Consider the following 25,545-nt stretch of genomic DNA (forward strand, 5'->3'; position numbering starts at 1 on the left):
CGAGGGACAAAGGCTGCTGCCGCCGGCGCAACGCGTCCTGCGCGTGGCCGAACGGCTGCAGTTGATGGCAAACTCTCTTTCGGAAACGGCAGGGGTGCTGAGACTCGGGATCGCCGAGACCATCGTGCACACATGGCTTCCTGATTTCCTCAAGGAATTGCAGGCGAACTATCCGCTTGTCGATGCCGACATCGTCGTCGACACGACGACGACCCTTCGCAATGAGCTCATGTCCCACCGGCTCGATCTTGCCGTGCTGATGGGCCCTATCCTGGAATACAATATCGAGAACGTGGAGCTGCCATCGTTTCCGCTCGTGTGGGTCTGCTCGCCCGCTTTGAACCTGCCCAACCGAGGCAAGCTGACGCTGAACGACCTGATGCAATTCCCAATCATCAGTTATGCGCGCACGACGAGACCCTACAGCGAGCTTTACCGCAAGCTGACGGGCGAGCTCGAAGCGACGCCGCGTATCTTTCCGGCCAATTCGCTGGCCGCTTCCATCAGGATGACGCTGAACGGCATCGGGATCGCCTCTCTCCCCAGGGAAGTCGTCCAGGATCATACCGCCAGCGGCGCCCTGCGCATCGTCGACTGCGAATGGCATCCCTCCGACCTTCGGTTCACCGCCTCCTACTCCTCCGACCCATCGAATCCGACAGCGGAGCGCGCGGCAAAGCTGGCGGGTTGCATCGCACATGCATATGCCGCGCGCATCGGCAAGGGGCAGCCTGCCGATGACTCTCGAGTCGAGCCCGCGCCGTCTCAGCCCACCGACGCAAGCGGCAGGTAGATGCGGTCGCCGGAGAAAATCATATCCGGCCTCAGAATATGATCCATGTTCAGCACCACCGTATCGGCGACATCGGCCGAATGCGCATTGGCGATCAGGCGAATGCTGTCGCCATTCTTGACCTCGACCCACCGATAGCCGCCTTTCTCCAGCGTCGGATTGGTGCGGCCCTCGGAGCTGCTGCTGCCGGCGGGATGAACCTCGACATAGTCCGCGGAAACCCAGCCGCTGTGCATTTCGCCGTCCGGTCCGAAACCTTCGACGGGCATCCAGGCCTCTCCTGACGGATCGGTCGAGGGTTTCGCCGTCTGCTCGACAAACGTGCCGGGTTGCAGAACCGTCACCACGGCGGAATCGCCGTCGGGCTTGCTCCGCAAATTCAGGCCGTCATCCGCCGACACCACGAGCTGCGGGAAGCTTTCGGGCGGGGTCTTCGGCTTACCTGGAACATCCGAATGATCGTCGGGCTGCTGGGACGAGGAATCGTCATCCGACTTTTTTGGATCGGGCGGAGGGGTCGTTTTCGGGTCCCAGGGCTGCGCGAGCAGGGAGTCCAGAGAGAAGAGAAGCATTCCGATGCCAAAGGTGATGCCCAGCGTCCATCGATCCGCTGTGGCCCATCGTTTGTCGGACTTTGCCGCCGCCGCGATATCGGCATCGGTTCGGGGCACCGAACGACGATTCATCCGGTCCGTCCTTATGGCCGACGCCCAGAACTCCGCGCAGCCGAACGTGAACATGGTGCCGGCGACTGTGGCGATCGGAGCCGGCCAGGAGTGCAGCGTATAGACGGCGCAGCCAAGCACGTAGCCGGGCCCGGCCAGATGCTCGGCCAGGTTACGGATCACCGGCCTGCCGGTGAACGACTGCAGCATCGACTTCGTGCCATAGACGACGTTGCCGAGCGAGAAGGTGCTGTTGACGACAAGATCCTTGCCCTGGATCATCCCGGTCGCGGCACCCGGCGCCGCGGCAATGAATGTGGCTCCGCCAAGCGCGTTGAGGAATCGCCCGAACGGCTTGTTGTTTGCGGTTGCGTTGGGGAAGATCGCCTGCGTGCCGAAAACGAAGCCTCGCACGCCAAATGCCACCGCTCCGGCCGTTGCGCTCCAGGTCGGGGGCAGCGAACTCCACAATACATAGGAAGTGGTCGACATGCCGCCAAAGGTGGCGAGCGCCTGAGCGTTTTCGCGCATCCTGGCATGGCGCAGCGCCAGATCGACGCTGGCAGCCTGATCCGGCGTCATCGTCTTCTTGTGGGTGGCCCGAAAGGTCGTCACCTGCAGCACGGAGAGGCCGTTCGTCTGCTCCCCGCTCATCCACTCGAACTGCTCGGGCGTGAACTTGCGGAACTGGCCGGGGCTCATTTCCTCGAACTGCTTTGGTGTCACCGCTTCGATCTGCGGCTGGGTCAGCGCTTCGATGTGGTGGATGGTGAAAGCGCCCCACTGATCGCGGGTCAGCGCCGGGATCTGCCTCCCGGTCAGCCACGGCACCTGCCTGGCATCGAACTTCGCCACGTCCACCGAACCGATCATGGTCTCGGGGATCGCCCGGACCTGGTGCTCGACCAAGTTCTTCTGCAATCCGGCCTCGCCGAGGTCCTTGAATTGCGGTGACGTGAACTTCGCGACCTGGCCCCCCTTGAACCACGGAACCTGGCGCCCATCCAACTTGGATACGTCAACGAACCCGACCTTGTCTCCTTTGATCGCCTGTACCTGCGGTCTCGTCAGGAGACGGGTAAAACCGGCCTTGCCGAGATCACCGAACTGCGGGTCGGTCAGATTGCGGATGTGGCCCTCGGTGAGCCAGGGGACCTGTTTTCCGTCGAGGCCCGCTATGTTGATATAGCCTGTCTTCGCCTTCGGAATACCGCGCAATTGGGTCTTGGTCAGATAGGGCAGCAAGCCCGCCTGGTCCATGACGCGGAACTGCTGCTCCGTCAGTTCGGCCACCTGCTCGCGCTTGAGCCATGGAACCTGGTTCGGCTGGAAATCGCCGATGGGGAGACCCGGCACCTGGTCAAGCGGGGTGGCTCTGACGCCATCGCGGGTGAGCGGTCCATTGTTCGGAGCCTTGTTTGCCGGCGCAGGACGGCCAGTTTCGCCGGTGAAACCAGAACCAGAAGAGGTATATTCGTTATATACGCCATCGGCGTACCGGCTGTAGAAATCCACGTAGGTTCCGTCCGCAGTGCTTGGCTCCTTATCCCCGAAGAGCGCCGCCATCTCGTCAACGGCCTGTGTTCGATCAATCTCGCCAGCCTGGTAGCGGGCGAAGACATCGGCTTGAGCGGAATTCCAGTCGGCACCGAGGATAGCTGCCGGCTTGCCGCCGTTAGTCGCAAGCTCGTCGGCAACAGCGTATTGAACAAATCCCGCCTCGCCCTCGACGTTCAGATAGGCGGAGACCACCGCATCCCTATAGGCCTGCCGATCTGAAAAATCGGCAGGATGGAGATCGATTGGAGCGTCCCCAACATGCGACAACTCGTGGCCGAGCATGTCGACGAACTCCGCAACCACGGTGTCGCCATCCGTGTCGTCAGCGCGGAATGTCTCGGCGTCGACAAAGACGACCTCCACGTCGCCGATATATTGTGACCCGGTCGCGGTCAGGTCGTCGCCTGACTGGGCGTCGGAAATCCTGAGATCGTTCCGCGCCGGGTTTACGATGCGCACGTCTTTCGCGTGAGCGTCGCGCAAGAGCTTCATCAAGGTCGGGGACCGGCTGATCTGGTCGATGAGATTGGTTTTGGTGACCTCCGGCATGCCGAGGCTCTGAGGGAGCATGTCATCGAGCAGGCTTGCCGCCTCTTGGCGGTTGGCGGCGATTTCGTCGGGTGTAAGCGGCTTGGCGGATGATGGGCCTTTTGACCCGTCCGGCGCAAATCCCTGTCCTCTAGGCGCTGGCCTGGGCGCAGGTCGGATGCCGTCCCCACCGGCCTCGGGCGGCCTCGCTTGCGAGGAAAGGAATGTCAGCACGCCATCGGCGACGTTCTGGCGCATGAATCCACCGTCGACGATCGACGGGCCGAAATCGCTTTTGAACTGCTCGATTGCGGCAAGCTGGTCGGGCTCTGCCCTTTGCTCAAGTCCGCTCAGGAACTTGTCGAAGGACGCCTTGCCGCCCTTCGGGATGCCGGTCGCGGCACCGTCGCGCCCGGATTCCACTGCGTGCGCAAGCCAGGCCGGGACCGTCAGCGTTTCGCTTTGCCCATTGGCCCGATCGAAGGCCAGTGTCGCGTTTTCGCCCTTGGCGATCGAAGGAGCGGTCTTGGCCGCCTTCGTCTTGTACTGGAATCTCACTTCGGCACTGTAAGCCACCGCACCTGCCGGCAGCGGTGGCGTGGAGAACGAAACCGTGTAGCGTGTCGCCGGAGTGCCGTCGGAACCGTAAAGGTTTTTGTAAATGTTGCCGGCGCTTGGCATGTAGCGGGACTGTGGCGCCCCATCGGATTGGAAACGCGCCGGAAGCCAGGACTGTAGCGTCGATTTCACCTTGTAGGTCGCGGATGTGACCATCCGGTCCGGATTGAAACCCAGCGGGCCCGGCAGCCTGTTGCTGTCGTTGAAGATAACGTCGACGAGCATCGCTTCGGGGTTGACGACGCGAGCCTTATCGCCGGTCAGCAAGACTACATCTGCCGTGGGCGCCTTGCCCGGTATGGCCGAGAGCCTGAACCCGCTTAGCGTCGGCTCGTCGACGAGGGAGACCGTATTCGATGGATCGATCTGACCAGACTTGACGAGATCGTGGATCGAGCGGATGCCGTCTCCCTGCCCTATTGCTGCGACGAGCTCTGATGCCTTGGCGGGGTCCTTGACCGCGAACTGGATCTTCAGGGTCGTCGAGCCAAGGGCCGATTGGATCTGGTCGTACACCTGCTTCGAGACGATGTCGCCAGGCTGGAGCGTGTCCTTGACCGGCTGTTCCGGGCGCTTCTCGAAACCGATGCGCGGCATCTGGTCAACCGCCGTCACATGGTTGGCCACGATCGGCAGGCGTATGCCGGCCTTGGTCTCGGTCATGACGCGATCGAATGGAAGCGTGCCCTGCAGCGCGACATGGCCGGCGCTGTTTTCGGCCGGCACGCCGAAGAAATCATGCTGGCCTGATGCGAGCGCGGCCTCCTCGCCTTTGAGCGAGGGCGTGTAGGTCATCTCGACCACCGTGCCTTCACCGTCTGGCGTCATCCCGACAATGGCAGCATCCAGCGGGGTGGCGCCGTAGCCGGTCGCATCGCCAAACACCGCCTTGCCGGCCGCCGCCGAAAGATCGCTGCTGCGCACCGGCAAGGCTGTCTGGTTGGAAACCGGCCAGACGCCGGCCTGAAGGGCCGTGATGTTCCTGTATTCGCGGGCCCGGTATGAGACGACGCCCTGGGTGCCGAGCGCGTCCTTGAACGGTGTCAGGCTGCGCTGGCTGACGCTGTCGACGATCGACCATCCGATCATGCCGAAATCGGTCTTGGTACCAACGCCGAAGCCGACGGCAGCAACGGTCGGCGAACCGATCCCGAACGCCTGGCCCGTGTTCAGCCGGGCCCGGAATGTGACGCCGACGCGGAAGTCCGGCAGGGTCTCGCGAAGCGGCGTGCGCGGTATCTGGACTCCGTCCGGGCCGTAGCGTTCGGCCAACTCGCGGTTGGAGTAATAGCTCTTCTCCTGTTCATAGCGGCTCACAAGCTGCTCGGCGGTCAAGCCGTCGAGATAGGCCGAGGGGGTCTTCGGATCCTTGCCGCTGGTGTAGACGTAGCCGCTCGTGTCGCGCTCGGGCATGCCGGTAAAGCTGCGTGTCTCCGGATTCCAGACAAGGCGTACCGACCCGTCCTTTCCTGTTGGCTTACCCGGCACGACGATGGGGTCGCCGTCGGCGGGGTGCGGTGTGCTGGAGGCAGTCGAGCCGTCAGGATCGCGGCCCGGCTGTGCCGTCGAGCCATTGCCGCTGCCGTCATCGGTCTTGATCACCTCTCCTGGGATCACCGGGTGGCTGGGGTCGTGGAAGACCTGCTTTCCTGTTGGCCGATAAACGCCGTCGGCGCCGATTTCGTACACATCCATCGGACGACCCGAAGGGCCGGGTTCCAGCGCCAGTTGCGACGGTCCTTTGCCGCCGGGCGGCGGCTGGAACGGTCCGTCGCCGCCGGGCGGCGGATTGGCATCAGCACCGGGAGCGTCGGGGTCCTGCGTGCCCGTTCCTGGCCGCATCGTCCGCAGACCATGGATGCCGAGCCCCGTGCCGGTAATGCCGGTGCCGAGACCCGTAAGCGCGTTGGCAAACTGGAGACCGTTCATCTGGTCTCCGTTGGCGGCGAGATCGTAGGCGGATGTTGCCAGTAACGGTGAGCCGACAATCACCGAACCGACATCCATCCCCCACGCCGCCTTGTTCAGTCCGGCGCTCGACTGCATGTATGTGCGGGTTTCGGCTGCCAACGCCCAGTTCGACCGTGTTGCGCCGATGCTGCCGGCGAAGGCGCGGGGACTGGCGACAACGCCTGCCAAGAATGACTCACTCTTCGCCGCCATGCCGATCGTGCGAAGGCCGCTGGAAGCCATGGGCAGAACCGTGGTCGCCGCACTGGCGATGTTCATCATTGACTCGGTGTCGTCCCACTCGCCGCCATGGTCGAGGTGGTTCACCTCGTTTATGACGGCCCTCGTTCCAAGGTAGGCCGCGCCCGCATAGGCCAGCGGTGCGGCGACCGGCGCGGCCGGCGTGAACGACAGGATGGTTGCAATGCCGGTGCCGATGCCGACCACCGGATCGACAACCTTGTCCCAGACCGAGACGTTGCGCGCTTTCACCACTTCGAGCGCGATCTTGCCGTCGGCGCCCGCCTTCATTTCCAGGCCTTTGGGAACGACAAGCTTGCCGTTCTCGCTAAACTGGCTGTTGTTGTCCTGGAAATCGCCGAGATCGTCGAACTTCTTGCCGGTCGCGTCGACGTAGCGCGTGTTGCCGTCCCCGTCGCGCACCGCAAACAGCGCCACCTGCTGCGTTCCGACCTGGTCGTCGACATAGAAGATCGGCACGCGACGCACATACGGGTTGTCGCCGCCGATATCGCGGATCTCGCCCGTCACATTCTCGATCGCCTCGCGGCCGTCATCGGTCGAACTGTCCAGGCCGAGCGTTTTGGCTACCGTGGTATCCAGATCCTTGCCGAACTGTTGGTGGAACTCCTTGTCGTAGCCTCTGTCGAGCAGTTGCTGGAACCGCGGCTGATAGATGGCGTCGAGCGTCTGCTGCTCGTGCTCGTCCAGGTAGGTTTTGTCGACAGTGGTGTTGTCATCGGCCAGCAGAGACGGCTCGCTGAGCCGAAGCTCGTGATAGTCGTTGAAGCCCTGCAACTGCCTGCGCAGATCCTGGATTTGACTTATCTGAAGCCTTGTCGCCTCCAGCCTCAGCTTGGCGACCGCCAGTTCGGGATCGACCCAGCGGCCATTGGGGTCGTCATCCTTGGTATCAAGGTCGATCCAGATCGCCTTCCCGCCCTGGGTCAGCGCATCGATCCCATGCTCGTTGTAGTTCCGGGCAACCTCCGGCGCCACCTTGATCGTCTGTCCGCCGACATTGATCTCGACCGGCTGCACGCCGTCGGGCAACGTGCCTTCGGGAGCATCGACCGATCCCGGCTTGTGATGCGTCAGCGCGTTGTCGAAATTGGTCTGCAGCGTCGGCAGCTTGGCGTTTAGATCGGCGAGGCTGTCGCCGAGCTGCCGGTACAGCTCGTCGTTGAGGCTCTTTGCCGCCTGCTCCTCGCTGGACCTCACCGATTGCAGGCCATTTGCCGTGCACATTTTTGCGTTGGAGTCGTAGCCGGCCAGCAGCGCCTGCCAGTCCTTGTTGAGCTGGCGATCGCGATATTCGCCCCTGACATGCTTGTCGTTCAGGCCGTAGGTCAGCTGCTGTTCAGTGGTTCCCTCGTCGAAGTGGTTGACCACCCAGAGCTGGCCGTCACGAATCTCGAGCGTCGAGTTCTGGTAGTGCCCGAGGTAGTCGCCATTGATGCGATTGTACTTCTCGTCAAAGTTAAAGTTCTGCTTACTGAGATATTCGTTAGCCAGCTTCTGCTCGAGGTCCGTCTGCCGCGCGTTGACCTGTGCGGCATCGGCATGGGCGTCGAAATAGTCCTGGTAGGCCTGAGCCAGTTCGAGCTGGTTGCCTGCCGTCGTCTGCAGGGCTTTGAGGTCCTTGTAATCCTTGGAGTCCGCGGGGACGCCGGCGAGCTCGGCCTGCCCAACCAGGTAGTCGATGGTCAGCTTGTCGCCCTTGCTCAGATGCAGGCCGACCTCGGAAAACAGCTTGTCGACGGCGCTATGGTCGGCGACGCCCTGGTCGTATTTCGGATCAAGGTCGGGAGTGCCCCGCGCCCTGGCCGACGGCGCATTCGGATCGCCCAGAGGAGTGAGCCTGCCTTGCCCGGCAATGGCATCCTTGAGGACGCGCCCGGCATTCTCATACTCGCCCCGGGCATCCTGTGCGTTCTGCAGAAGGGTGTTGGCTTTGGTCAGCCGCGCCTGCGCATCGGCAAGGCTGCCCTTGGGTTTCTGCGGCGTCCATTGCAGGCCGTGCGGCGCCAGTGCCTTGTTTATGATGGTTTGCGCGCCGTCGACGGCATCCTTATAGGCAGGATCGAGCAGATCGACGTTGAACTGCTCCTGCCGCTGGCCTGCCAGAGCCCGCGTCTCGGTGATGCGCGACAGTGCGACGTTCTCGTTGATGATGGCCTGGGCGACCTGGGGATCGACCCACCTCCAGACGCCATCTATCTTCATCGGCATCCATTTTCCCCCGGAGGGGGCGTTGCCCTGGGGTGGATCGCCGAATGGATCGACAACCCTGTTCTGCCCGTTAAGCTTGGGCTTGGCAGGCGTACCCAGGTCGTATTTGTCGATCAGGTCCTGTTTGTCCTGTCCGGCCTTTTCCGCGGCGTCGATCAGGCTGGGCAGGGTCTCCCCTGCCAACAGCCCCTCGACGAAGGTCTTCACGACCTCGCCCTCTTTTGCCGCCTTGGGGTCGCTGCTGTTGGGGTTCACCGCCAGCAGCGTCCTGGCCAGGGCTTCTTGCGTGCTTCCCGCCTCGATTTTCAGGTCGGTGCCGGTGGTGTTGTTGTGCAGCGTTATGCTGCCATCGGGCTTGGTGGTCAGCGTATAGCCGTTGAATGTGACCTCGACCGTCGTGCGGGTGCCGTTGTCGATAGTAATTTTTTCACCCGTATGGATTGTGCTCGGGTCGCGCGACGAGCTGAAAAGCCCCGGATTCGTCCGCCTGAGATCATCCAGCGTCACGCCATAGTGCTGCGCGATAAGGGTCAGGTTGTCGTTCGGCTTGACCTCGTACTCGACAGGCTCGCCGCCATTGATCTTCTCGGTGGTGGTCTTCGTCACCCGGCCGTCCTGGTCGGTGACGGTCTTGGTTTCGGTTCCCTTGCCATCGACGGATACCGACGTTTTCTTGCCGTCGGCCGTGGTCGTGACGGTGCGTACGTCGTGCTGATAGTCGTAAGAGTAGACGGTCTTGTCGCCGCTGCGGGGGTCGACGAGCTCGACAGACTGCGCGTCGCTGCTGCTGGCGGTCGTGACCTTGTAGCCCGCGGCTTGCAGTTCGGCGATTACCTGCTGGCTGGTGAGGTCGTTTTCCTTCGCGATCTGGTCGATGCTTTTTCCGTCGGCAAGACCGTTCTTGATGTTCTGCGTGCTGGCGCCACCTGGATCCTGGGAGGGCTTCAGAATGGTTTTGCTGCCGTCTGGACCGGTGACGGTGGTCACGGGAAGCGAAGGTCCGGCGCCCGGCGTCACCGTTTCCACCGACGCGCCGTTGGGCAGCGACGTCCGCTCGGTGACGGTGCCGGTGCCGAGATCGTCTTCATACCGCGTCGTGATGGCGCCGGTATCGGGATTGTAGCTGTTGGTCTCCTTGCGCCCGAGCCCGTCGCGGACCGGCGTGGTGGTTGCCGCGCCGTTGGGTTGTGCCTGGACGCTCGTATAGTAGCTGTCGTGCTGGTAATCGTAATATTGCGTGACGGTGCGACCGTCGGCATCCGTGATCTTCGTCGTCTGCACGTCGCCGTTGCCGCTCGTCGGGTCGGCGGTCGACACGGTCATTCCGCCGGATCTGAGCGCGCCGATGACCTGCTCGCGCGTCATGTGACGGGCAGAGGCAATCTGGTCGATGCTCTTGCCGCCGGTAACGTCGTTGACGATATTGCGAGCGGTGGCCGCGGCAGCAGGATCATTCTTGGGCGGACTGCCATCGAAGTCCACCAGCGTCACGGGCGTCGACGCGAGATCGCTGGGCACATAGAGGGCCGGCGCCACCGTGGGGCCATTGCCGGATGTGCCATTACCGGCGTTCACGACGCCCGGCGTCGCCGGAGCCGTTGCCGGGTTCGGCTGAAGCGAGCTTAGTTGCGTGTTTACCTGAGCCAGTTCTTGGCGGGCCTGCGTCGCCCAATCGCGCTCGCCCATTCTATTGGCAAGCCTGATCTGTTCCCGCAGTTCGGCTGCCTGCGCCTCCAGCCGCGCAATCTGTGCCGCGTTTGCCTTGGGATCGACCTTTTGCGACTGGAGCGGCGGCTTGGTGAGCGTTATCGGGCGAACCATCTGGACGACCTCCGGAAATCACTGTCACCGGCAGCCCGGCCGCCGTCACGCCCGCCCCGATCGCTTCCGCTGTTATCGAGGGGGCTTCCAATAGATGCCGAAAGCAGCAAGCTGCTCTTCCGACTGCTTCACTTGTTCCGCAGCATCCGTTCCGGACCGCGCCGCCGTCAGCGCAGCCAGGATTTCGACGGCGGCGAACGCCGGCGACATGCTTCGGAAGAACGATTGCGAGTTTGAGGTCACGATGATTGTTTCCCGCGCGATCCGGGCCAGCGGCGACACGCTGCTGTCGGTGATCGCCACCACGCTGACCCCCTGCCGGGCCGACTGGCGCGCCACCTCCATCGTCATGCGTTCATAGGGCGACATGCCCACAGCAAGGAGCACGTCGCCGCGCCCCGCATGCTGAAGCGCATTGAGACCCTGTCCGGCAATCTCGCCGACAAGCGTCACCTTGCGCTCACCGCCAGCCGCAAACGACATGATGTGAACGAAATGGCTCGCAATCGCGTAAGCCGCGCCTGAGCCGAGACCGAATAGATTGCGCGCTCCCGCAAGCAACTCGGCGGCGGCGACGAACTGCATGGCGTTGCCGTACTCGCCAAGGCTTGAAATCTGGGCTGCGAGAGAGTCCGCAACGACGCCGGCCGTCGAATATCCCGGATCGCCATGCCGTTCGACACCCTGTCGGGCCGGTTCTCCGGCTGTCGTCTCACGCAGCGCGCGCGCATAAAGGCTGCGCATGTCCTCATAGCCTTCAAGGCCGAGCCACCGCGCCAGCCGCATCATCGTGCTGTGCGAAACGCCGGCCTGCTGCGCCTGCTCGCGCATCGACATCAGCGCCACGTCCTTGGGATGATCCAACACGAAACGCGCCGCCACCCGCAGTTGCGGCGGCATGTTTTCAAACCGTTCGACCAACAGCTCCGCCAAAGGACCTTTTTCCATTCCCGTTACCCCATCCAACCCCGTCGGTCAGGCTACTCCGTGAACGCCCGAAACGCAACAGTTGGAACAAACTAGCCTCAAATATTCCAAGTGGACTTTCATTTCCGATCGTCCTGCCCTAAGTTGTTATAGCAAAGTCTCGGGCCGCCTGGGCCCGGGCTTGCAAACTGAATAGCCCCTCAAGGAGACAATGATGGCTGCCACCCCTCCCATTACGTCCGGCTCTGCAGGGTCGCCGGAACAGAACCTGGACAAGATGATCAAGCAGCAGGAGCGCATGTTCAGCCTGGAGATCACCAAGGAGATGGCGAAATCCCAGCACGACATGCTGATGAGCACCGCCAAGACGCTCGGCGAGTCGGCCGAGAAGGCCTGACGCAGGAGATGCTCGAACCCATGCGCCGCCGCGAGCAATCGGCGGCGTACTTCATGGCGGATATTTTCGACCGCCATCGTCCGGCTGCATTGGAAATCCTCACCGGCGGGGAGATGAAGTGGCATGACCGCTAGTCCTATCGGCAGATATCTGGATGCCGCGCCGGCGCGGTGGCTCCCGTCGATTCTCGCTCCGTCGCCGGCAACCGCAAAATCGGTTGCGCTGAGCGTAACCCACGGGTTTCATGCCGGTGCCGAACTCAGTCTGGTCGAGCCCCTGTATACGATCGGCTCCAGCACCGAATCGGACGTTGTCCTGAGAGATGCCGGCATCGCTCCGATCCACGCCAGGCTGCGGCGCAAGGGCGGCCAGTTTGAAGTCGAAGCCGTCGGCGGCGATGTCGCGCTCGCCACGGGCGAGATCATCCGTCAAGGTCAAGGCAGCCGCTGCAGGTTGCCGATCATCTTGGGCATCGGCGATGCCCGCATCCGGCTGGTCAATCCGGAACGCCCCCCGAACCAGTGGTCGATCGGCAACCGACCGATGCTGGTTGCGGACCGACCGATGCTGGTTGCGGGCAGCGTTCTCTTTGCCGTTTTCGCCGTTTCCGTCGCCGCCAACGGGTTCTCTCTCGCCAAGTCCGACATTGGCGCGCAGACATCTTCTTCCCAGGACGGCCATGTCAAAATGGCTTTTGCCGGCGAGCAAGGCCAGGGCGTGCTGGACGATTCATCGCCCGCGCAAATTCAGACTGTCGCCGAAGCGGAAAGCCAGCTCAAACTGCGTCTCGATCAGTCCGGCATAAACACGGTGACGGTCCAGCGATCGCCCGGCCGCCTGGTGGTTTCGGGCATGATCCCGAGTGACAAGAGCGGCGTCTGGACGGAAACGCAATCCTGGTTCGACGAGGCGTTCGGCACCCGTGTCCCGCTGGTGTCCAACGTCATGGTCGGCAACGCACCGCAGGCGCCGCGCCTGACGCTGCAGGCGATCTGGTATGGCGAGCGGCCTTACGTCATCGCAGCCGACGGCGCGCGCTATCACGAAGGCGCGTTCACGGATGACGGCTGGACCATCAAGCACATCGGCGAGACGGAACTTCTGCTGACCAAGGGCGGCGCTACGGTCGCGCTGAAATATCCGTGAACCGCCGGCTCGAAGGGCCGCGTTTCGATTCGGCGAGGATGGATACTGCCGGCCGTGACGTCCATCAGGCGGAAGGCGTGCGCAACCAAACCATCAGCCGGCGACGGATGAATGGCGTCGACCAGGCCGCAAAGCGCGCCCAGGGGACGAAAGCGGCTGCTGCCGCAGAAAGGCCTGAGACGGCGGAGTTCCAGGCCTCTCGAGAAGCGGCGGGCGAATCGCTGGACGAGATCCTGATCAACTTCGTCATGCCCGCCATTCCGGAGCCAGCCATCCTGCGTCGCTCCGTGCCAATTCTCCAGCATTTCATAACGAACCTGGTCCCTGAGCTCGAGGGCGGCGAGCAGCTCAAGACGCTCGCCAGGGCACTGATCGAGGGCGAGATCGAGCGTCATCGCGATCTGCTCGGTCGCATGCAGGAAGGAATCGAAATCTGACCGACCCGCATGACACGGTCCATCTGCTGCATGTCCTGGGCTATCTCTACGGATGTCATGGGCAGGCCAAGCGGGGTGCGACGTACCTGCTCATCGCCGCGCAGCTGGCGCCGGAAAATGCCGGTCTCCTGAGGACATTGGCGCACCTGCTCATACTTGATGGCGAAGCGGAGAAGGCGCTGGCCACGATTGCCAGGCTGGAGACCTTGGAAGGAATGGCCCACCCGGCGCTTGCATTGCTGAAGAGCCGCGCCCTGCTCGTGGCCGGGCGCAAGACGGAGGCTCACAGCGCCTTGCTGCGCTTCCTGTCGCAACGAGGCGTTGAACAACCATGACCGTACCGGAGCGGCTTCTGCAATTCCTTGCCAGGCTGTCGCGGCGAAGCGATCTGGTCATTGCCGTCCTGATGCTCGTCGCCGTGGTGATGATGCTCATCCCGTTGCCGACGTTTCTCGTCGACATCCTCATCACCGCGAATATCGCCATCAGCGTGCTCATCCTGCTGGCTTCGTTCTACGTTTCCCATCCGCTGCAATTCTCGTCGCTGCCGTCGGTCATCCTCATCGCCACCTTGTTCCGGCTGGCGATCACGATCACGACCACGCGGCTGATCCTGCTGCAGGCCGACGCCGGCGAAATCATTACCGCCTTCGGCACCTTCGTCGTCGGCGGCAGCATTGCCGTCGGCCTCGTCATCTTCCTGATCATCACCGTCGCGCAGTTCATCGTGGTTGCGCGGGGCGCCGAACGCGTCGCCGAGGTGGCCGCGCGCTTCACGCTCGATGCGCTGCCGGGCAAGCAAATGAGCATCGATGCCGAGCTGCGCAACGGCGATATCGATCAAGCGGAAGCACGCCGCCTGCGCCAGCAGTTGGAGCGCGAGAGCCAGCTGTTCGGCGCGATGGACGGCGCCATGAAATTCGTCAAGGGCGACGTCATCGCCGGGATCGTGATCATCCTGGTCAACCTTATCGGCGGCTTCGCCGTCGGCACGCTGCAGCACGACATGTCGCTGGGCGATGCGGCAGCGACCTACTCGCTGCTCACCGTGGGCGACGGGCTGGTGGCGCAGATACCGGCTCTGCTCGTCGCCGTCGCCGCCGGCACGATGGTGACGCGCGTCGGCAGCGCTGACGGAACCGGCGACCTTGGCCGGCAGATAACGAGCCAGCTTCTGCGCGACTCGCGTGCGCTTGCCCTCGCAGCCGTGATCATGGTTGGCCTCGCCATGGTGCCAGGCTTTCCTTCCATCGTGTTCCTGGTCCTTGGCGCCTGCTTCGGCGCAGGCGCCTATGCCATCGGCCGCCACAACGCCCAGGACTCCGAACCCAAGGATATCGGTCAGATAGCGGTCGAGGACCAACGGGGCAGTTCCGCCTCGCTCGCCGCAATTTCCACGGGAACGCTGCCTGCTACATATCGCGTGGTCGTACGCCTCGGCTCCGAACTCGCGGACTCGATTCCGGAGCCCGAATTCAGCGCACTCGCCGACGGCGTTCGCCGCGAACTCTTCGGCGATCTCGGTGTCGATGTTCCGGCCATCGGCCTGCAGACCGACGAGATGCTCTCACCACGAAGCATCCGCATCGACCTGGAAGGCGCGCCCATCCTGGACGCCGAAATTCCCGCCGCCCGCGTTCTCGTCGAAGCGGACCTGACTCACCTCGATCTGCTGGAGGTGACTTACGAAAAAGCTGCTTCGATCGCCGGCCAGCGCAAATTCGTATGGGTCGATGACCGCCACGTCCCGGCGCTGCAAGAAGCCGGATTCGTATTCTCCACGCCGGCGGAAACGGCCGCCAAATGGACCGGAAATGCGCTTCGGCTCTATGCCGGGCACTTCGTCGGCATCCAGGAGACACGCAGGCTGCTGTCGGACATGGAGACGGAATATGCGGATCTGGTCAGGCAGGCTCAGGAGATCGTGCCCCTGCAGAAGATCGCGGAAGTGTTTCGCCGCCTTGTCGGCGAAAACGTGCCGATCCGCAATCTGCGCCTTATCCTCGAAGCGTTGATCGAATGGGGCCAACGCGAACAGGACGTCGTCCTGCTGACGGAATATGTCCGCACTTCCCTGAAGCGCCAGATCAGCTTCCGTTCCGCCGGCCGCAACAACATCATCGCGGCTTATGTGCTGCAGCGGTCGGCGGAGGATGTTCTGCGCAACGCTGTGCAAAGCACATCGACCGGGACATTCCTGAACCTTTCGGATGATGACGCGCAGGCCCTGGTCGGCGAAGTCGAGCGAGCACTGGCGCACAGCGCCAGCGACGTCTCGCCGGTCGTCCTCGCCGCGATGGACGTGCGCCGTCACATGCGCAGCCTGCTGACGCACAATGCGATCGAGCTTCCTGTCCTTTCCTTCCAGGAACTTGCGCAGGAATTCAACGTCCAGCCGCTGGCCACAATCACCGGCCGCAGCGCAAGAGCCGGCGCACGCGCCCAGGCGCTGCCGTCGGCTCAAGCGAAAGCCGCGCAGGAGGCAGCCTCATGACGGCAGCCGGACGAATGGGGACATCCGGGGAATCAGGAGAGGAACAGCATGACAATCCACGATACCGCAGCAGGCGTTCGATCCGCCGCTTCCGCCTGGCGGACGGACATGCGCCGGCTCGCTATCGCGACGGTTGGCGTTTTGGTGGCCTTGTTGTTTACGATTGCCGATGCAACGGCGCAGAACGTATCGCCGCTGCCGAGCAAGCCAACGCTCGACCTGCCGGTCGGGCAAGGCCGATTGCTGCGGTTCAATGAGCCGGTCGAATCCGTCCTGGTCGCCGACACTACGATCGCAGACCTCCAGGTCGTGTCGCCAAGCATGGTCTATGTCTTCGGCCTCAAACCCGGCCTGACCAACCTTATTGCGGTCACCGCCGACGAGCGGATCGAGGCGACGGCTCAATTCCGCGTCACACCCGATGTCACGCCCGCCTCCGAAGCCAAGCATGCCATGCAGCCGAATTCGGCGACAAACCTCCACATTTTCGGAACCCGCATCGTCATCACGGGCGAGGCAAGAGGCGTCGATGAAGCAAAGGATCTGGACAATGTCGCACGCACGTTCTCGCCGCCGGAACAGCCGCCGTTGAACAACATGACCGTGCAGGGTTCGCAGCAGGTCAACATCCGGGTCCGCTTCGCCGAAGTCTCGCGCACGGAACTGCAGTCTTATGGCGTCGACTGGTCCGTCGGTTACAAGAGCGGCGGTTTCGAATTCAACATGTTCCAGGACAACGGCGTGCCTTCGGGCGGCGGCGGGAATTTCGGTCTGAGCCTCGACCAGGCGCACGGCCTCAATTTCGACGTCCTCATCGAAGCCCTGCAACGCAACGGCGTCGTCAAGATACTGGCCGAGCCGAACCTGACCGCTGTGACCGGACAGACGGCGAACTTCCTGGCCGGCGGGGAAATTCCGGTGCCCATCGCGCAGGGATCCGACGTCACGACCGTTCAATACAAACCTTTCGGCGTATCCCTCGGCTTCACCCCGACGCTCATCGGCCGCAATCGCATCGCGCTCCATGTCCAGCCGGAAGTCAGCTCCCTGTCGGATGCCGGCTCGGTCACCGCCAACGGCTTTGCCATGCCGAGCTTCGTGGTGCGAAGAGCGGACACGACGGTGGAAGTGGCCAGCGGCCAGACCTTTGCGATCGCGGGCCTGTTCCAGCAGCGGACCTCGCGCAATCTGGAAAAATTTCCAGTGCTCGGCGATGTGCCCGTGCTTGGCCCGCTCTTTCAATCGCAGCGCTTCCAGCACGAAGAGACCGAACTGGTGATCCTGATCACGCCGTATCTGGTGGCGCCGGTGCGGGACAGTCTCGCCACCCCACTCGATCGCCCGGCTGCCAAGCGGGTCAGTCGCAAGCACGCCAAGGACGCGTCGGCGACCGGTCTGATCATCAAATAGCGGGAATTGACCATGACATTGCGCACCACCTTCTGCTTCGTGCTTCCCGCGCTGTTTCTTGCCGGCTGCGTGAACAGCCCTCAACAGCGGCAGGAGTATTCGCCCGGCTACAGCTATGTCTCGACCGATCCCGGCGGCTCCGAGAAAGGCGTCAGCGGCTCGATCCTTGCTCCCAATGCATGTCTGGCGGAACCGGCCGACGACGACAGCCCCGCCGCCAGGACCGACCTGACCATCGTCTCCGGCGTCGGCTCCCATCTGCCGGCGGGCTGCGCCAATGCGTACAATCTTCAGCGCATGGCCGAAAGCCAGCCCGACCTCGTCGAGGGCCGCCGCATGGGGCCGGCGGCCGCCGCGCCGACCGCGCGCGCTGCCCGTCGTTATCTCGATGGCGAGGAGGCTCCGATCGGCGGCGCCAACAGCGCGCCGGCAGCGCCGCAGACGACGCTTCCGGTCGAGTGAGCCGGCGCGATCATCGCCCGTTCAGGGTGGTTCAGCGATCCGTACAATCGCTGAACTGCTCTAACTATTTGTTTTTATGCAATTCCCGACGGAAAACCGTTACACACTTTCCCTGGAATTGCTCTGGCACCTGTTTGCGCGGCGGGCTTTGCATAAGAACACCTCAGGCGCTAGCCGAGGATGGAGCCGAGCGCCTTGGCTTTGGCCTGCGTGGTGCCCTTCGACCGGATGGTTCTGGCACGCGCAAGCAAGGTGGTCACCTCCTTGGTCGTCAATCCGATAGGCGGCGAAGCCTTGACCTGATCGGCCTGGCCGAGAAGCCCATAGACCATCACGAGATTGCGCTTGTGGTGCAATTGCGCGTTGGGTGCGGCGGCAACCTTCTGCACCAGCGGCAGTGCGGTGGCCGAGTTGTCCTCGAGGGCTGCCGCCAACGCCATGTTGGTCTCGACGTCCAGATCGCCGGGCGCAAGTTTCAATGCCTGGGCGAAGGTCGCCTGCGCTTCGGCAGTCTGGCCGGCAAATGTCTGCGCCACGCCCAATCGGTTATAGGCGGCGCTGCTGTTGACCAAAGGCGCTGCCTGTGCGAGCGCGCGCATGCCGGCCTCGATATCGCCGGCCTCAATCATCGCCGAGCCAAGCCCGAGCATCGCTTCGCCGTCGTTGGGCGCTTTTGCGAGCGCTGCCTGGTACGCTTTGGCGGCATCGGCCGGATATCCGGCCCGCATATAGGCGTCACCCGCCTTGACGAACACACCCGGCTTGGCGTCCGGCATCGCCGCCGCACGCTGGTAGAGCGCTATCGCGGTATCACTGTCCCCGCGCGCATTGATATCGTCGGCAAGCTTGATCAGTCGATCCGACTGCGAGGCCGGGGGTTGGTCCTTCGCGCTGACCGAGCCGGTTTTGGCCGTCTGGCAACCGGACAGCGCCAACGCTATGACGACAGGCAAGAATACGACATGCAACCGCATATCCACCTCTCCGTATTCAAGCCCGTCCTCACCTTACACAGACCATCGACGGACTGGAACCAGGCCAGTGCGATAAGATTGCAACATGGCCGAAGAAGCTGAGGAAAAGAAACTACCCGCTTCCGACAAGAAGCTTCGCGACGCCCGCCGCAAAGGCAAGGTTCCGCAGAGCCGCGACCTCACCTCCGGCTTCACTTTCCTTGCAGCGCTCGCCTATCTCTATTTTTTCTGGCCGACGCTTTTCGAACGTCTCTCCGAACTCGTGCAGACCGTAACCGTGCCTGGCGGCTCGTTCGGGGATGTCAGCCTGCGCGCCATCCGTCATTCGTTGTCGCTGCTGATGCTTGCCACGCTGCCGCTGGTTGGCATCGTTGTCGTTTTGACCGCCGTCTTCGGCATGCTGGGGACGTTCGGACCGGTCTTCTCGTTCGAGCCGCTCAAGCCGCAGCTCGACCACATAAATCCGGCCAAGGGCCTAGAGAAGATCCTGTCGCTCCGCAACGTCATCGAGTTCGCCAAAGGCGTGATCAAGCTGGTGCTGCTGGCGTGCCTGTTCGCGTTCGTGCTGATCACATGGCTGCAGCCGCTTTTCGATGCGCCGGGTTGCGGTCCGTCATGCCTGGGCCCGATGATCAAGGCGGTCCTGACGCCTCTCGGAATCGCCGCCGGCCTGGCCTTCGTCGCCATCGGCGTGATTGATGTTCCGGTTCAACGTTGGCTGTTCCTGCGCGACATGCGCATGACGACAACCGAATACAAGCGCGAGCACAAGGATCTCGAAGGCGATCCGTTGATCCGCCATGAACAGCAGCGGCAGAGGCGCGAGGCGGTGTTGCAACCCGCAAAGCTCGGCGTGAAGAATGCAGTCATAGTCTTCGTATCCGGCGACCTGGCCGTGGCGTTGCGCTACGTCAAGGGCGAAACGCCGGTGCCGGCGGTGGTCGGCAAGGGCCAGGGGCGCATTGCCCACGAGATAATGGCGCAAGCGCGCCAGTCAGGTATCCCAGTGGTGGTGGATGCGGCCGTCGCCGGGTCGCTTTTCGAGCGTGCGAATACCGGAACTTACATCGGCGAGGAGTTGTTTTCTCCAGTCGTTCGCCATCTGGTACGACATGGCCTAACTTGAGCAAGGACCGTCGGCAGGACCTCCTGATGGTATGAGATCTGGCCCTTCGCGCGATGCCTCAACATCCCGTCACAATTGTCGTCAAATTCCTCACTGCCTTGCCGGCGGTGATTACGCAGGTCTTAACCTACTCCAACTCGATTGTTCACGACCCAGCGGGGCGGATGTTCTGGTTATGGTGGAAGGTGTTGTCGGGGTCGTACGCAGTCTTCACCGCCACCAGTCGGTCGTAGACGGCTTCGCCGTATGCCTCGCGGACCCGGGCGGGATCTTCGTCGCCGCCGAGGAAGTTGACGTAGACGCCCTCGCGGAAGCGGCCGAGGGCGCCGAAGAACCCCTTTGCCCAGGCAGTGTCCCGGTCGCCGAAGCCCTCGCCGGGCCGCCACACCGCATCGAGGGTGATTGCGTGCGACGCCTGCCGATTGCCGAACGCTGTCCCGCCCTCGGCTACTCGGCTCACCGCCCCCTTGAGATGGAATATAGCCGCGTATGACCGCGGCGATGAAGAAGAGAACGCGTGCTCGATGATCACGTCGATGAGATCGTCGCGGAGCTCGGGGAGGTGGGTGGACTTCCAATAGTAGTTCCAACCATGGGGAACGGTCGAGTCGAGCGCGCTCTGGAATCCCACATACGGTGTGGCCCCAACCAGGTCGACGACAGGGGTCCGGAAAGTGCGAAGCGGGCGCAGCGCCTGCTCACCGTCTCCGATCGGCCCGGCATAGCAGGTACCGACCATCATCACCGGGCGCCAGTGCAGATCCGCGGGTATGACCGGTAGGGGTGGCGCGGCGCCGAACCTCACGACCGTGCCGAGCTCGTCGGGAGCGTCGCGGACGAAGTCGCGATAGAAGCGGAGAACGTCTCCGGCGTCTGTTGCGTCCCAGATGATGGGCCCCGCCAGGACGTTGGGCCCGACGGGATGGAGGCGGAATTCGAACGAGGTGACCACGCCGAAGTTGCCGCCACCGCCTCGCAGTGCCCAGAACAGGTCGGGGTGCTCTTGCTCGGATGCCCGCAGCAGCTCGCCGTCGGCCGTCACGATGTCGACAGCAAGGAGGTTGTCGGCCGTGAGGCCGTGCTTGCGCATCAGCCAGCCAACGCCACCGCCCAGGGTGAGTCCGGCTACTCCGGTGTGGCTCACGATACCGCCGGTGGTGGCCAGACCGTAAGCCTGCGTCTCATGATCGACGTCGCCCCACAGCGCGCCACCCTGCACCCAGGCCCTGCGGTTGGTGGGGTCGACTCGCACGCCCCTGATGGCCGAGAGGTCAATGACGATTCCATCGTCGCAAACGGCGGTGCCCGCTACGTTGTGGCCTCCACCGCGTATGGCGATCTCCAGATCGTGGTCGCGGGCGAAACGCACTGCCGCGACCGTGTCGGCGGTGCCGGTGCATCGGGCAACCAGCCGCGGGCGCCGGTCTATGGCACCGTTCCAGACTGCGCGGGCGAGGTCGTAATCGGCGTGCTCGGCACTGATCAACCGGCCTCGGAACCCATCGATTTCCACGGCGGCTGACTTCGTGCTTGCGCGATCGATCTCCGCGGTTATCGGCGTCGTCATCGTTTCCTCCTCCTGTTGAGAGGCAACATCGGACCACGGCGCAAGGCGGCCGGATAGTCAAAAATCTGGACTTCACAAGCGGAGGCGGGCGCGCAACAGTGGTGTCATGAGGACATACGGCCAGTATTGCCCGATCGCTCGCGGCGCCGAGATCTTCGCCGAACGCTGGACACCGCTGATCATCCGCAACCTGCACCTGGGCTGCGGAAACTTCAGCGAAATCCTGGAGGGCGCGCCGGGACTCTCCCATACCCTCCTTTCACAGCGGCTCAAGCAGCTGGAACGACTCGGTGTCATCGAGTCAGCACCCAAGTCCGACGGGCGTGGGCACCATTACGAGCTCACCTCGGCGGGTCACGCCCTGTTCGGGGTCTGCCAGTCGCTCGGCGAGTGGGGTGCGCGTTGGCTCGAGATCGCCCCCGAGCATCTCGACCCCTTTGTGGCACTTTGGTCCATGTGCAACGCGCTCCGCCGAGACCGGCTCCCGAATCGACGCGTCGTCATACGTTTCGACTTCACCGGCCGGCCGCATCGAGAGCGCTACTGGCTGCTCATCGAATTCGGAGACACCGAAATCTGCAAGAGATACCCCGGTTTCGAGGAGGACCTCTACATCACGGCGGAAGCCGAAGCCTTCGTCAAATGGCACACCGGCCAGCTTAGCTGGACCCAGGCCATTGGCGGCGGCCGGATCCAGCTCGACGGACCGCCGTCGCTGGTAAGAGCCTTCCCTACCTGGAACGGCCGCAGCATGTTCGCGCATATCAGGCCGGTCTCCCGCGCCGCCACGAGCCCCGCCTGACATCTTGACAGCGCTGCAGCAGGTTTCCGCCAGTTCGACTGGCGAGTTCTGGCCTGACAAGCCCATATCCAGACGTTCAGATCGCAACGCTTGAGGGCTGCGTCCAGTTGAAGATGCGCAGGGAACAACTTAGAAATGGTTGAAAGTTGGCCGGCTCTTCGACGAACAGCAACGCCAACCTACCCGAGGGTTTGGCTCGCAAGGGCATAGGTCTTCGGCATAGCCGAGCCGCCGGCGGCAAAATCGGCAAGGCGTTTGCCAAGCGACATGGTCAGCACCGTGTCGAAGACCGGCATTCCGGCGTGCGAGAGAAAGGCGGCGAACTCGCCATTGTCCACATGGGTGTCGACTCGGAGGAAAGACCCCGAATGATCGACGACATGCGGCCGCACGGTCGCCACGGCGTCGGCATCGCTTTCGGCGACGACCGGCCCTACGACATGGCCCCGCCCGAATGGCCTGCAGAGCGCGAAAGCGGTCAGTTTGTTCCCCCTGAAAAGCCCATAGCCGGCCGAATGCGCGAAGAGCTTTTCAATGAGCGCTGACCGCCTTACGCCGAATCCCGCCGCGTCGAGCGCGATCCCTGCCGGAACATCGCGTGCGTCCAAAGTCCGGATATCGCCGCGCGTCTCCGCCGGACCGCCCGCTGTCGGCACGCGGGCGATGCCCTGGCATTGATAGACGGTCTTCTCCGGCTGAAAGTCGAGCGAGAGATAAAGCCGCCGCGCTGCACGGGTCGCGTTGAGACGCAGATCGCGTCCGGCGACATTCTCGAAGACCCGCTTCATCAACCATTGCCCCGCCCCCAGCGTCTGCAGTCGCGGTGAGGTGATGACCATTCCGACCGTCGCGAAATCGGCGCCATGCGGGAACCACATGGCCGAGCCGAGAACGCGGCCGATTTCATCGAGCGCCACGAACCCCTGTCCCGATTCGCGCAGGAATTGCCAGTCCTCGGCCCGATGCGGCCATCCCACAGAGAGCGAGAGGGTGTGCAACCGATCCAGTTCGACCTTTTCGATGTCGCCGATGCGCATCGAAAAGGTATCGATTTTCAAGCTTCCGGACGGCTTCAATTTTATGCCTCTGAAAGATTGCTGCAATAAAGGGCGACACGCCGAAGTCCGCCCGTTGCCTCTGCCAACGCTAACTAAGCAGGCCGGTACGATTTGCTTGAAAGGCGCGCGCCAACGTTAGATTCAACTGAAACACTTCCGCTTTCGGCACGCAATCGCGAAAGGACGCGCGCACCCTCTGCGGAAATCGAGCAGCTTACGGTCAACTGCACCGATCCCTGCGAACCAACGCCTTGAGGGCTGGAATGGACGTCTTCGACATCCTCGACCATCTCGTCGCCTTTCCGTCGGTCGCAGGCAGGGCGAACGGTGACATCGCCGGCTGGATCGAAGCCTATCTCGCCGAACACGGTGCACGGGTCGCCCTGCTGCCAGGGCCAGAAGCAGATCGTTCCAATCTTTTCGCGACGATCGGTCCCGCCGATGTCCCCGGCTACATCCTGTCGGGCCACATGGACGTTGTTCCCGCTGCCGAGCCTCAATGGAGCTCATCTCCCTTCGCGCTGCGCCGCGAAGGCGAGCGGCTCTACGGGCGCGGCACTACGGACATGAAGGGGTTCCTTGCCGCAGCGCTCGCGGCTGTGCCGCACCTGGCGGGAATACGCCTGGCCAGACCGATCCACCTTGCCTTCTCTTACGATGAGGAAGTCGGATGCCGCGGCGTGCCGCACCTGATTGCCCGCCTGGCCGAACTCTGCGCCATGCCGCTCGGCGTCATCGTCGGCGAGCCGAGCGGCATGCGCGCGGTGCGCGGCCACAAGGGCAAGGCGGCCGCCCGCGTGACCATCCGGGGACGCACCGGCCATTCCTCGCGCCCCGATCTCGGGCTCAACGCCATCCATGCCATGGCCGAGACGCTGAGCGCGGTCGTGAGCGAAGCCGAGCAGCTGACGCATGGTCCGTTCGACCCGGCCTTCGCGCCGCCCTGCTCCTCGCTGCAGGCGGGTGTGATCGCGGGCGGACAATCGGTCAACATCATTCCCGACTATTGCACGCTGGAACTCGAGGCCCGCGCTATACCCGGCGTCGACCCGGCCAGCCTGCTCGCGCCGGTAAGGGCGCGGGCGGAGGCCTGTGAGGCCAACGGTTTTCGCGTCGAGTGGACGCCGCTAAGCGCCTATCCGGCGCTGTCGCTGCCGCAGGACGCGCCGCTGGCAACGCTGCTCAGCGAACTGACCGGCGAAGCGCCGCTCGCCGCCGTCAGCTACGGCACGGAAGCCGGGCTCTACCAGGCCGCCGGGCTGGACGCGATCATCTGCGGCCCCGGCGACATCGGTCGCGCCCACAAGCCGGACGAATACATCCTCGCCAGCGAACTCGCCGCCTGCCAGCGGATGATCGAAGCGCTGGCCGCGCACTGCTCGGCCTGAAGGAGCAACCAGGATGACGTTCCTGTTCAACTCCGATGCGCGGCGCGGCGCGATCTTCGCCGAAGTCTTTGCCCGGGAAATGCCGGACGTCGCCTTCACCATGGACGCTGCGACGGTCAATCCCGACGTGGTGCGCTATCTCATCACCTGGACGGTGCCGGAAAACCTGGCCCGCTACCGCAATTTGGAAATCCTGTTTTCAATCGGTGCCGGCGTCGATCAGTTCCGCTTCGATGCGGTGCCTGCGCATGTGAAGATCGTGCGCATGGTCGAGGAAGGCATCGTGCGCATGATGCAGGAATATGTCGCGCTGGCCGTGCTCGCATTGCACCGCAACCTACCGGCCTATCTGGCGCAGCAACGCGCCGGCGAATGGCGCGACATCCCGCAGCTCCAGGCAGGGTTGCGCCGGATCGGCGTGCTCGGCCTCGGACAGCTCGGGCAGGCTGTCCTCGACCGGCTGAAACCTTTCGGCTTTCCGCTTGCCGGTTGGAGCCGTTCGCCGCGGCGGATCGAGGGCGTGACCTGCTATCATGGCGAGCCCGGACTGGAGAATATCCTTATGGCCAGCGACGTGCTGGTCTGCCTGCTGCCGCTCACCCAGGACACGCGCGGTTTCCTCAATGCCGAGCTGTTCGCGAAACTGCCGGAGGGCGCAGCACTAATCCACACCGGCCGGGGGCCGCAACTCGACCACGCGGCCCTCGTCGCGGCGCTCGACGGCGGTCACCTTTGTGCGGCGATGATCGACGTGACCGATCCTGAACCGCTCCCCGGCGACCACCCGTTCTGGTCGCATCCGAAGATCATTCTCACCCCGCATGTCGCCAGCGTCACCCAGCCCAAGACCGCCGCGCGCGCCGTCATCGACAACATCAAGCGCCATCGCGCCGGTCTCGACCCGATCGGGCTCGTCGACCGATCGCGCGGTTATTGAATCTCCAACCTGA

At 63.4% G+C, this 25,545-nt stretch carries 17 protein-coding genes; 12 read left to right on the forward strand and 5 right to left on the reverse strand.

What is annotated here, in order from left to right; translation table 11 throughout:
• The first annotated feature begins 43 nt into the window (after nt 1-43).
• Complete coding sequence (locus EJ067_RS07995) at nt 44-793, forward strand: substrate-binding domain-containing protein (RefSeq protein ID WP_245468289.1); 750 nt, start codon at nt 44-46, stop codon at nt 791-793.
• Here the strand turns inward: EJ067_RS07995 and EJ067_RS08000 are convergent.
• Nucleotides 766-10,407, reverse strand: a complete 9,642-nt coding sequence (locus tag EJ067_RS08000) for a LysM peptidoglycan-binding domain-containing protein (protein WP_126085470.1) — start codon at nt 10,405-10,407, stop codon at nt 766-768. The two genes, EJ067_RS07995 and EJ067_RS08000, sit on opposite strands and share 28 nt — an antisense overlap.
• Nucleotides 10,408-10,479: 72 nt before the next feature.
• The gene (locus EJ067_RS08005; protein WP_245468210.1) at nt 10,480-11,328 is read right to left on the reverse strand and encodes a MurR/RpiR family transcriptional regulator; all 849 of its coding nucleotides are present in this window, start codon (nt 11,326-11,328) and stop codon (nt 10,480-10,482) included.
• A 217-nt stretch (nt 11,329-11,545) separates the two neighbouring features.
• On the opposite strand from EJ067_RS08005, the gene EJ067_RS08010 reads away from it, so the two are divergent.
• The 7 genes from EJ067_RS08010 (at nt 11,546) to EJ067_RS08040 (ending at nt 17,680) form a co-directional block, all read left to right on the forward strand.
• Nucleotides 11,546-11,731 (forward strand): hypothetical protein, encoded by a 186-nt coding sequence (locus tag EJ067_RS08010; protein WP_189510473.1) that lies wholly within the window; start codon nt 11,546-11,548, stop codon nt 11,729-11,731.
• 123 nt (nt 11,732-11,854) lie between these two features.
• A complete protein-coding gene (locus tag EJ067_RS08015; RefSeq protein WP_126085473.1) occupies nt 11,855-12,877 on the forward strand; it encodes an EscD/YscD/HrpQ family type III secretion system periplasmic domain-containing protein in 1,023 nt (340 codons plus the stop codon).
• Nucleotides 12,878-12,915: 38 nt separating this feature from the next.
• Nucleotides 12,916-13,314 carry a hypothetical protein gene (locus tag EJ067_RS08020; RefSeq protein WP_126085474.1) on the forward strand — a complete coding sequence of 133 codons (399 nt, stop codon included), beginning with the start codon at nt 12,916-12,918 and terminating at the stop codon, nt 13,312-13,314.
• A 137-nt stretch (nt 13,315-13,451) separates the two neighbouring features.
• Entirely contained in the window at nt 13,452-13,649 is a 198-nt protein-coding gene (locus EJ067_RS35160; RefSeq protein WP_245468211.1) for a hypothetical protein, read from the forward strand.
• On the forward strand, nt 13,646-15,808 hold the full coding sequence (gene sctV / locus EJ067_RS08030; protein ID WP_126085476.1) for a type III secretion system export apparatus subunit SctV: 2,163 nt from the start codon (nt 13,646-13,648) through the stop codon (nt 15,806-15,808). The genes EJ067_RS35160 and sctV overlap by 4 nt, the downstream gene beginning before the upstream one ends.
• 48 nt (nt 15,809-15,856) lie before the next feature.
• Nucleotides 15,857-17,218, forward strand: coding sequence for a type II and III secretion system protein family protein (locus tag EJ067_RS08035; RefSeq protein WP_245468212.1), 1,362 nt, complete (start codon nt 15,857-15,859; stop codon nt 17,216-17,218).
• A gap of 12 nt (nt 17,219-17,230) precedes the next feature.
• Nucleotides 17,231-17,680 (forward strand): hypothetical protein, encoded by a 450-nt coding sequence (locus tag EJ067_RS08040; protein ID WP_126085477.1) that lies wholly within the window; start codon nt 17,231-17,233, stop codon nt 17,678-17,680.
• Nucleotides 17,681-17,850: 170 nt separating this feature from the next.
• Here the strand turns inward: EJ067_RS08040 and EJ067_RS08045 are convergent, their stop codons facing one another.
• The gene (locus EJ067_RS08045; protein ID WP_126085478.1) at nt 17,851-18,654 is read right to left on the reverse strand and encodes a tetratricopeptide repeat protein; all 804 of its coding nucleotides are present in this window, start codon (nt 18,652-18,654) and stop codon (nt 17,851-17,853) included.
• An 85-nt stretch (nt 18,655-18,739) separates the two neighbouring features.
• Here EJ067_RS08045 and EJ067_RS08050 point away from each other — a divergent pair, with 85 nt between their 5' ends.
• The gene (locus tag EJ067_RS08050) at nt 18,740-19,780 is read left to right on the forward strand and encodes an EscU/YscU/HrcU family type III secretion system export apparatus switch protein (RefSeq protein ID WP_126085479.1); all 1,041 of its coding nucleotides are present in this window, start codon (nt 18,740-18,742) and stop codon (nt 19,778-19,780) included.
• A 145-nt stretch (nt 19,781-19,925) separates the two neighbouring features.
• Here EJ067_RS08050 and EJ067_RS08055 read toward each other — a convergent pair whose 3' ends face one another.
• Nucleotides 19,926-21,347 (reverse strand): FAD-binding oxidoreductase, encoded by a 1,422-nt coding sequence (locus EJ067_RS08055; RefSeq protein ID WP_126085480.1) that lies wholly within the window; start codon nt 21,345-21,347, stop codon nt 19,926-19,928.
• A gap of 106 nt (nt 21,348-21,453) precedes the next feature.
• Between EJ067_RS08055 and EJ067_RS08060 the strand changes: the two genes are divergently transcribed.
• Nucleotides 21,454-22,149 carry a helix-turn-helix domain-containing protein gene (locus EJ067_RS08060; protein WP_126085481.1) on the forward strand — a complete coding sequence of 232 codons (696 nt, stop codon included), beginning with the start codon at nt 21,454-21,456 and terminating at the stop codon, nt 22,147-22,149.
• Nucleotides 22,150-22,328: 179 nt separating this feature from the next.
• Here EJ067_RS08060 and EJ067_RS08065 read toward each other — a convergent pair whose 3' ends face one another.
• Nucleotides 22,329-23,186: a GNAT family N-acetyltransferase gene (locus EJ067_RS08065; RefSeq protein ID WP_189510720.1), complete on the reverse strand. Its 858-nt coding sequence runs from the start codon at nt 23,184-23,186 to the stop codon at nt 22,329-22,331.
• Nucleotides 23,187-23,470: 284 nt separating this feature from the next.
• On the opposite strand from EJ067_RS08065, the gene argE reads away from it, so the two are divergent.
• On the forward strand, nt 23,471-24,595 hold the full coding sequence (argE, locus tag EJ067_RS08070) for an acetylornithine deacetylase (RefSeq protein ID WP_126085482.1): 1,125 nt from the start codon (nt 23,471-23,473) through the stop codon (nt 24,593-24,595).
• 13 nt (nt 24,596-24,608) lie between these two features.
• Nucleotides 24,609-25,532: a glyoxylate/hydroxypyruvate reductase A gene (locus EJ067_RS08075; protein WP_126085483.1), complete on the forward strand. Its 924-nt coding sequence runs from the start codon at nt 24,609-24,611 to the stop codon at nt 25,530-25,532.
• Nucleotides 25,533-25,545 lie beyond the last annotated feature (13 nt).

Origin of the sequence: Mesorhizobium sp. M1D.F.Ca.ET.043.01.1.1, from assembly GCF_003952385.1 — a bacterium.
Classification (GTDB): Bacteria; Pseudomonadota; Alphaproteobacteria; order Rhizobiales; family Rhizobiaceae; genus Mesorhizobium.

Coding starts and splice junctions, on each gene's coding strand:
- EJ067_RS08000 (WP_126085470.1), bottom strand. CDS start 10,407: ATGGTTCGCCCGATAACGCTCACCAAGCCGCCGCTCCAGTCGCAAAAG.
- EJ067_RS08010 (WP_189510473.1), top strand. CDS start 11,546: ATGATGGCTGCCACCCCTCCCATTACGTCCGGCTCTGCAGGGTCGCCG.
- EJ067_RS08015 (WP_126085473.1), top strand. CDS start 11,855: ATGACCGCTAGTCCTATCGGCAGATATCTGGATGCCGCGCCGGCGCGG.
- EJ067_RS08020 (WP_126085474.1), top strand. CDS start 12,916: ATGGATACTGCCGGCCGTGACGTCCATCAGGCGGAAGGCGTGCGCAAC.
- sctV (WP_126085476.1), top strand. CDS start 13,646: ATGACCGTACCGGAGCGGCTTCTGCAATTCCTTGCCAGGCTGTCGCGG.
- EJ067_RS08035 (WP_245468212.1), top strand. CDS start 15,857: ATGACAATCCACGATACCGCAGCAGGCGTTCGATCCGCCGCTTCCGCC.
- EJ067_RS08040 (WP_126085477.1), top strand. CDS start 17,231: ATGACATTGCGCACCACCTTCTGCTTCGTGCTTCCCGCGCTGTTTCTT.
- EJ067_RS08045 (WP_126085478.1), bottom strand. CDS start 18,654: ATGCGGTTGCATGTCGTATTCTTGCCTGTCGTCATAGCGTTGGCGCTG.
- EJ067_RS08050 (WP_126085479.1), top strand. CDS start 18,740: ATGGCCGAAGAAGCTGAGGAAAAGAAACTACCCGCTTCCGACAAGAAG.
- EJ067_RS08055 (WP_126085480.1), bottom strand. CDS start 21,347: ATGACGACGCCGATAACCGCGGAGATCGATCGCGCAAGCACGAAGTCA.
- EJ067_RS08060 (WP_126085481.1), top strand. CDS start 21,454: ATGAGGACATACGGCCAGTATTGCCCGATCGCTCGCGGCGCCGAGATC.
- EJ067_RS08065 (WP_189510720.1), bottom strand. CDS start 23,186: ATGCGCATCGGCGACATCGAAAAGGTCGAACTGGATCGGTTGCACACC.
- argE (WP_126085482.1), top strand. CDS start 23,471: ATGGACGTCTTCGACATCCTCGACCATCTCGTCGCCTTTCCGTCGGTC.
- EJ067_RS08075 (WP_126085483.1), top strand. CDS start 24,609: ATGACGTTCCTGTTCAACTCCGATGCGCGGCGCGGCGCGATCTTCGCC.